At 76.1% G+C, this 7,469-nt stretch carries 7 protein-coding genes; 2 read left to right on the top strand and 5 right to left on the bottom strand.

Annotated elements, in window-relative coordinates; genetic code table 11:
* Positions 1–40: 40 nt before the first annotated feature.
* A complete protein-coding gene (locus tag JIG38_RS19760; protein WP_199425345.1) occupies positions 41–1,165 on the bottom strand; it encodes a GuaB3 family IMP dehydrogenase-related protein in 1,125 nt (374 codons plus the stop codon).
* 279 nt (positions 1,166–1,444) lie between these two features.
* Here JIG38_RS19760 and JIG38_RS19755 point away from each other — a divergent pair, with 279 nt between their 5' ends.
* A complete protein-coding gene (locus JIG38_RS19755; protein WP_307845053.1) occupies positions 1,445–2,254 on the top strand; it encodes an exonuclease domain-containing protein in 810 nt (269 codons plus the stop codon).
* Positions 2,255–2,279: 25 nt separating this feature from the next.
* On the opposite strand, the gene JIG38_RS19750 is transcribed toward JIG38_RS19755, so the two are convergent.
* From JIG38_RS19750 to JIG38_RS19735, 4 genes are all read right to left on the bottom strand, one after another.
* Entirely contained in the window at positions 2,280–3,149 is an 870-nt protein-coding gene (locus JIG38_RS19750) for an inositol monophosphatase family protein (protein WP_307845052.1), read from the bottom strand.
* Positions 3,146–4,678: an IMP dehydrogenase gene (guaB, locus tag JIG38_RS19745; RefSeq protein ID WP_199425346.1), complete on the bottom strand. Its 1,533-nt coding sequence runs from the start codon at positions 4,676–4,678 to the stop codon at positions 3,146–3,148. Before guaB ends, JIG38_RS19750 begins: the two co-directional genes overlap by 4 nt.
* Positions 4,679–4,748: 70 nt before the next feature.
* The gene (locus JIG38_RS19740; RefSeq protein ID WP_199425344.1) at positions 4,749–5,390 is read right to left on the bottom strand and encodes a LuxR C-terminal-related transcriptional regulator; all 642 of its coding nucleotides are present in this window, start codon (positions 5,388–5,390) and stop codon (positions 4,749–4,751) included.
* A gap of 216 nt (positions 5,391–5,606) precedes the next feature.
* Positions 5,607–6,617 carry a MerR family transcriptional regulator gene (locus JIG38_RS19735; protein WP_199425343.1) on the bottom strand — a complete coding sequence of 337 codons (1,011 nt, stop codon included), beginning with the start codon at positions 6,615–6,617 and terminating at the stop codon, positions 5,607–5,609.
* Positions 6,618–6,975: 358 nt separating this feature from the next.
* On the opposite strand from JIG38_RS19735, the gene JIG38_RS19730 reads away from it, so the two are divergent.
* Positions 6,976–7,266: a WhiB family transcriptional regulator gene (locus JIG38_RS19730; RefSeq protein WP_199425342.1), complete on the top strand. Its 291-nt coding sequence runs from the start codon at positions 6,976–6,978 to the stop codon at positions 7,264–7,266.
* The last annotated feature ends 203 nt before the right edge of the window (positions 7,267–7,469 follow it).

The following is a 7,469-nucleotide window of genomic DNA, read 5'->3' as shown; positions in this document are numbered from 1 at the left end:
CTCCGGTGGTGCGGCGGGGCTGGGGTCGGTGGGCCTCGGGTCAGTGGGGCTGGTAGGGCGAGACCACGACCTCGACGCGCTGGAACTCCTTGAGGTCCGAGTATCCCGTCGTCGCGAGCGCGCGGCGCAGCGCCCCGACGAGGTTGAGGGTGCCGTCCGCCTGCCGGCCCGGGCCGAAGAGGATCTCCTCGAGCGTGCCCGCCGAGCCCACCGCGACGCGCTCGCCGCGCGGCAGCTGCGGGTGGTGCGCCTCGGGCCCCCAGTGCAGGCCACGGCCCGGCGCCTCGGACGCCCGCGCGAGCGCCGCGCCGAGCATGACCGCGTCCGCGCCGCACGCGACGGCCTTGACGAGGTCCCCCGCGCGCCCGACGCCGCCGTCGGCGATGACGTGCACGTACCGGCCGCCCGACTCGTCGAGGTAGTCCCGGCGGGCCGCGGCGACGTCGGCCACCGCGGTCGCCATGGGCGCGTGGATGCCGAGCGAGACGCGCGTCGTGTGGGCGGCGCCGCCGCCGAAGCCCACGAGCACGCCCGCCGCGCCCGTGCGCATGAGGTGCAGCGCGGCCGTGTAGGTCGAGGCACCGCCCACGATGACCGGGACGTCGAGCTCGTAGATGAACCGCTTGAGGTTGAGCGGCTCGGCCCGGCCCGACACGTGCTCGGCGGACACCGTGGTGCCGCGGATGACGAACAGGTCGACGCCCGCGTCGACGACGTGCTTCCAGTACTGCTGCGTGCGCTGCGGCGACAGAGCGCCCGCGACCGTCACGCCGCTGCGGCGGATCTCCTGGAGCCGCTGGGTGATGAGCTCGGGGATGATCGGCGCGGCGTAGATCTCCTGCATGCGGGCCGTCGCGTGGGCCGCGTCGAGCTCGGCGATCTCGGCGAGGTGCGCCGACGGGTCCTCGTACCGCGTCCACAGCCCCTCGAGGTCGAGCACGCCGAGCCCGCCCAGGCGCCCGAGGGCGACGGCGGTCTCCGGGCTCATCACCGAGTCCATGGGCGCCGCGACGATCGGCAGCTCGAAGTGGTAGGCGTCGATCTGCCAGCCGACCGAGACCTCCTCGGGGTCGCGCGTCCGCCGCGAGGGGACGACGGCGACGTCGTCGAAGGAGTAGGCACGGCGCCCGCGCTTGCCGCGGCCGATCTCGATCTCGATGCTCACGCCCCACAGGCTACCGGCGCGGGGGGCGGGGGGCCCCCCCCCCCCCCCCCCCCGGGGGGGGGCGGGGGGGGGGGGGGGGGGCGGGGCCCCCCCCGCGCCCCCGGGCCCCCCGGCGGCCCCCCGGGGGGGCCCCCCGGGGGGCCCGCGGGAGGGTCGGTGGACGCGGTCAGGAGAACAGGGTTGCGGGACGTCACGAGCGGGAAGCGCTCGCCGTCGACGACCGGCGCGCCACGGACGCGGTGTCGGAGGGCGCTGGGAGGCTGGGTCCAGGAGGTGGCCATGACGACCGAGGTCACGACGACAGCCACGACGACGGCAGCCACGACGACGGCAGCCACGACGACGGCAGCCATGACGACGGCGGTTCCGGTCCCGTGGGCGGCCCGCCCCGTGGTGGGCTTCGACACCGAGACCACGGGCGTCGACGTCGACACGGACCGGATCGTCACCGCCGCGGTCGTGCGGCGCGAGGGCGGCACGACGACGGTGCGGACCTGGCTGCTCGACCCGGGCGTGCCCATCCCCGAGGCGGCCACGGCGATCCACGGCATCACGACGCAGCGCGCCCGAGCGGCCGGGCGGCCCGCGGCGCCCGCGCTCGACGAGATCGCCACGGCTCTCGCGGACGCGCTCGCGCACGGCGAGCCCGTCGTGGCGTACAACGCGTCCTTCGACCTGTCCCTGCTCGACGTCGAGCTGCGCCGGCACGGCCTGCCGACGCTCGCGGCCCGGCTCGGTCGCCCCGTCCGGGCGGTGCTCGACCCGCTCGTCCTCGACCGCCACCTCGACGCCGCGCGCGAGGGCGCGCGACGGCTCGGCGACCTGTGCGGCCACTACGGGGTCCGCACGCACGCCGACCTGCACGCCGCGGACGTCGACGTGCTCGCGACCCTGGACGTGCTCGACGCGATCGCGCGCGCCTACCCGGTGCTCGGCGCCATGACGCACGACGCGCTGCACGACCTGCAGGCGGACGCCTACGCCCGGTGGGTCGCCGAGGTCGTCACCGCGCGCGCCGAGGCGGGCCGCGAGGGCCCCGGTCCGGAGCCCGCGTGGCCGGCTCGCGGCGACGCGTCGGTCGCCGCGTGACGGGGTGCGGGGCCGGCGCCCGCGCTCAGCCCAGCGGGCGCAGCGCCTCGAGGACCACGCGCGCCACCTCGGGCGACGACGCGGCGACGAGGCCGAGCGCCCCGTCGTCCGCGCGGTAGTCGGAGCCGTCCGGGCGGATGCTCACCCCGCCGAGCTCGCGCAGCAGCACCGCGCCCGGGAGGTGGTCCCAGGGGTGGGTGCGCCAGTAGAACGCGACGTCGCTCTCCCCCGACGCGATCCGCGCGTAGGTCGCCCCGGACCACAGGCGGTCGCTCGTCGCCATCCCCGCGCCCAGGGACGCGACACCCGCCTCGACCCGGCCGAGCACGTCCCCGGGGACCTCGGCCTCCTCGCGGGGCAGGAAGCGAGTCGCGGCACCGCCGCGCAGGGCGGCGAGGTCGGCCTCGGGACGGGTGAGGGGCACGCCGTCGAGCCACGCGCCGCCGCCGCGCACGGCCACGTAGAGCCGGTCGAGCTCAGGCAGGCAGATCCAGCAGCCCACCGCCTCGCCGCGCTCGACGAGGCCGACCATGATCGCGTAGTCCGGCGAGCCGTCGACGAACGCCTGGGTGCCGTCGATCGGGTCCACGACCCACGCCCGCTCCGCGCTCGCGACGACGTCGACGAGGGCCGGGTCGGCCGCCACGGCCTCCTCGCCCACCACGGGCACGTCGGGCGTGAGCGCCTGCAGGCCGACGGTGAGCGCGGCCTCGGCCTCGAGGTCGACCACGGTGACGAGGTCGCCGGGGCTCTTCTCGCTGACGTCGGTCGCGTGCAGGTCGCGGAAGCGCGGCCGCACCACGGTCGCCGCGACCGCACGGACGAGGTCGCCCACGGCGAGCACGTCGACCCCGGCGAGCACAGGTCCGGCGGCGCCGGCAGCGGGGCGGCTCACCGCGACGAGTAGTTCGGCGCCTCGGAGATCATCTGCACGTCGTGCGGGTGCGACTCCTTGAGCCCTGCGGGCGTGATCCGCACGAACTGCCCGCGCGCCTGGAGCTCGGGCACCGTGCGCGCACCGACGTAGAACATCGACTGGTGCAGCCCGCCGACGAGCTGGTGGGCGACCGCCGCGAGCGGCCCGCGGTAGGGGACCTGGCCCTCGATGCCCTCGGTGATGATCTCGTCGTCGGACAGGTCGCCCTGGAAGTACCGGTCCTTGGAGTACGACCGGCGGTCCCCGCGCGACTGCATCGCGCCGAGCGACGCCATGCCCCGGTAGCGCTTGAACTGCTTGCCGTTGACGAACACGAGGTCGCCCGGGCTCTCGTCGCAGCCCGCCAGCAGGCCGCCGAGCATGACGGTGTCCGCACCCGCGACGAGCGCCTTCGCGATGTCGCCCGAGTACTGCAGACCGCCGTCGCCGATGACCGGCACGCCCGCCGGCCGGCACGCCTTCGCCGCCTCGTAGATGGCCGTGACCTGCGGGACGCCGACGCCGGCGACGACGCGCGTGGTGCAGATCGAGCCCGGGCCGACGCCGACCTTGACCGCGTCGACGCCCGCGTCGACGAGCGCCTGCGCGCCCGCGCGCGTGGCGATGTTGCCGCCGATGACCTGGACGTGGCGCATGCCCGGGTCCGCCTTGATCCGCCGCACCATGTCGAGCATGAGGCGGGCGTGGCCGTTGGCCGTGTCGACCACGAGCACGTCCACGCCGGCCTCGACGAGCGCGGTCACGCGGTCCCACGCGTCACCGAAGAAGCCCACCGCGGCGCCGACGACGAGCCGGCCCTCCGCGTCCTTCGTGGCGAGCGGGTACTGCTCGGACTTCACGAAGTCCTTGACGGTGATGAGGCCCTGGAGGACCCCGGCGTCGTCGACGAGCGGCAGCTTCTCGACCTTGTGCTTGGCGAGCAGCGACGCCGCGTCCTCGCGGGAGATGCCGACCGGGCCCGTGACCAGCGGCATGCCCGTCATGACCTCGCGCACGCGCAGCGACGTGAAGTCCTGCGGCGCGACGAAGCGCAGGTCCCGGTTCGTGATGATGCCGAGCAGGCGCTGGTCGGCGTCGACCACGGGCAGGCCGCTCACGCGGTACTTGCCGCACAGCGCGTCGAGCTCGGCGAGCGTCGCGTCCGGTCCCACCGTCACGGGGTCGGAGACCATGCCCGACTCGGAGCGCTTGACCAGGTCGACCTGGTGCGCCTGGTCGGCGATGGCGAGGTTGCGGTGCAGCACGCCGACGCCGCCCTGGCGCGCCATCGCGATCGCCATGCGGGCCTCGGTCACCGTGTCCATCGCGGCGGAGACGAGCGGGATCGCGACCGACAGCTCGCGCGTGAGGCGCGAGCTGGTGTCCACCTCGCTCGGGATGACGTCGGTCTCGCCCGGCAGCAGCAGCACGTCGTCGTACGTCAGGCCGACGAAGCCGAACGGGTCGGCAGCCGTCGCGGCGGCGGACGGAGAGGTCGGGGGCTCGATCGCGCTCACCCCGTCGATGGTACGCACCCGCGCGACGTGCCGACGGCGGCGTCCACGCCCCGCGACGGGGTCAGCGGATGTAGCCCCGGCGCAGGCCGATGGCGACCGCCTGCGCACGGTCGGCCGCGCCCAGCTTGCGGAACAGCCGGCGTGCGTGGGTCTTGACCGTGTCCTCGGAGAGGAAGAGCTCGGCGCCGATCTGCGCGTTGGACCGGCCGTGGCTCATGCCGGACAGCACCTCGAGCTCGCGCTTGGTGAGCTCCACGACGGGCAGCGACGGGTCGGCGTCCTCGGCGCGGCGCGCGGCCGTCTCGCGCTGGACGGGGCCGGCCTGGTGCGGCACGTGGGTGGCGGCGAGGCTGTGCGCCGCGACGGCGACGAGCTCGCTGCGGTCCACGTCGGGGGCGAGGTAGCCACGAGCGCCGAGCGCGATCGCGCGGTCGAGCGTGATCTCGTCGCCGGGCACCGCGAGCATGATGACGACCGGCGTCGCGCCGATCATGCGCAGCCGGCGGATGGCCTCGATCGGGCCTGCGCCGGGCAGGTGCGCGTCGAGGAGGACGAGCGCGGGCGACGAGCGGCGCGCGAGGGCGACCAGCTCCTCGGCGCTCGCCGCACCACGTGCGGGGGCGAGAGCGGGCACCCCGTGGGCGGCCGAGACGATGCGGTCACGCACGGCGGCGGAGCCGTGGCACACGACGATGCCTGCCATCCGCCTCCTTCCGGTCCTCGTCCCACCGGGCTCCGACGAGCCGGTGGCGACGTGCGACGGCCGTGGTGCCGTGCGAGGTTCTCATCGGCCCGCGCGGGCCCGGACCTTAGCGCCCGACCCGGGTGAACACGACGACGTCCCGGTGCGTGGCCCGCCGCGGCCGCCCGCGCACCGGCCGCCGACCGGCCCGACCTCCCCCCGCCACGCAGGACCACCTCATCCGACGACGGCGAGCACCTCGTGCAGCGCACCGGTCAGCGTCCGGACCCGGTGCACCGCGAGGCCTCCGGAGAGCTCGAGGGGCGCGGCACCCTCGCGGTGCACGAAGAGCGGCACCGACGCGCGCGACGCGACGGCGGCGAGCAGCCGGTCCGCGCGCGCAGCCTCCTCCTGCTCCGGGCCCACGTGCAGGAGGACCGCGGCGGGCGCGAGCCGCTGGACCGCGGCCGCGACCGCGGCCTCCCCGCCCGCGGACATGACACGGGCGCGCACGCCGTGGGCCTGGAGCGCGGTCGCGAGGCTGTGTGCGAGCAGGTCCGGGCCGCCCGCGGACGGCAGGACGAGCACGGTCGCGGGCGCCGCGGGCTCGCCGCCGTCGTGCGGGGCGCCCTGCTGCGTCGTCGCGGACCCCGCACCGGGGCCAGCCTGCTGGCTCTGCCGCGCGACCGCGACGGCGGCGCGGCTGCGCAGCTCGGCGAAGGCCGCGGCCTCGAGCGCAGGGGCGGCGCTCTCCCCCGGACGCTCGAGCACCGCGCGCTCGGCGAGCAGCTGCAGCGCCGGACCGACGAGCTCGGCCCACCAGGCGATGACGTCGCGGGCGTGCACGCGTGCGAGCATCCACCGCACGGCCGCGTTGTCGAAGTGCGTCGCCGCCGACACGAGGGCCGGCGGGTCGGGCGCCATGGGGACCGCGTCGGAGTACGCGTCGAGGACCTCGGTCGTCGTCGGCCCCGGCGTCGGCGCGACGACCGGCTCGTTGCTGGACAGGGCCGCACGCGCGGCCTCGGACGGCGCGACGCCCTCGAGCGTGAGCCGTCGCATGACCAGCAGCCGTGAGACGTCGTTGGCGGAGTACCGCCGGTGCGAGCCCGCCATGTGCTCCGACGGGCCGAGCCCGTACCTGCGGTCCCACGTGCGCAGCGTCGCAGGCGCGACGCCGAGCCGGCGCGCGACCGCGGCGACCGTGAGCGACGGACCCGGGGCGGTCGTCGTGCCGTCGTCGGCCACTCGCACACTCCCGTCCCGGCCCCTGTCCGCGTCGGATCGCGCCAAGACCATGACGCGATTGTGCCCAATGCGTGGCGCGGTCCGCCACCCAGCGCGCCGTGCAGTGCCCCTGGACCTCCACGCGCAAGCGCGTCGCGGGGCACCCTCAGGCGGCGAGCCGCGCCACGACGGCCGCCCTGCCCGGCGCGGAGCACGCACGGACCGCACGGACCGCGCGGCACGCATCAGATTCGAAGAACTCTGACCAAGGGGGTTGACCAACTTCTGGCGCGGTTCTAGGTTGGGCACATCGCCGACGCGATGACAGCCACCCGGGTCGCCGACGACGGATCGACCCGAGAACAGCCTGGAGGGCCTCATGACGGAGATCTCGCGACTGCCCGGTCCTGTGATGGACCTGTGGGAGTGGCAGTACGAGGGCAAGTGCCGCGAGGCCGACCCGACGCTCTTCTTCCACCCCGAGGGTGAGCGGGGCTCCGCACGGCGCCGTCGCGCCGAGGCCGCCAAGGCGATCTGCGCCACGTGCCCCGTCATGCAGACGTGCCGTGAGCACTCCCTCGCCGTCCGCGAGCCGTACGGCGTGTGGGGCGGGCTCTCCGAGGAGGAGCGCGCCGCGGCGCTCGCGAGCCGCCTGCGCAAGGCCGGCTGACCGGAGCGCACCCGGGCACGGTCCGGGGAGGACAGGCCAGACACGACGAAGCCCCGCCCGGGACCGGGCGGGGCTTCGTCGTGCGCGGGCGGGTGAGCGGTGCTCGTGCCGACGCACCGCCGGGCGCCGGCGTCCGAGGACGGCGGCGCCCGGCGGGCGCAGCGCACTTGACGTCGACCGCGCGGATGTCGCGCGCCGAGAGG

This window comes from Actinotalea solisilvae, assembly GCF_016464425.1.
GTDB classification, from domain to species: Bacteria; Actinomycetota; Actinomycetes; order Actinomycetales; family Cellulomonadaceae; genus Actinotalea; species Actinotalea solisilvae.
Note: the sequence above shows the minus strand (reverse complement) of the source record. Positions and strands in the feature narration are given on the sequence as shown.

Excerpts from the sequence above, each read along its gene's own strand:
- JIG38_RS19755 (WP_307845053.1), top strand. The coding sequence starts at position 1,445 with ATGACGACCGAGGTCACGACGACAGCCACGACGACGGCAGCCACGACG.
- JIG38_RS19740 (WP_199425344.1), bottom strand. The coding sequence starts at position 5,390 with ATGGCAGGCATCGTCGTGTGCCACGGCTCCGCCGCCGTGCGTGACCGC.
- JIG38_RS19730 (WP_199425342.1), top strand. The coding sequence starts at position 6,976 with ATGACGGAGATCTCGCGACTGCCCGGTCCTGTGATGGACCTGTGGGAG.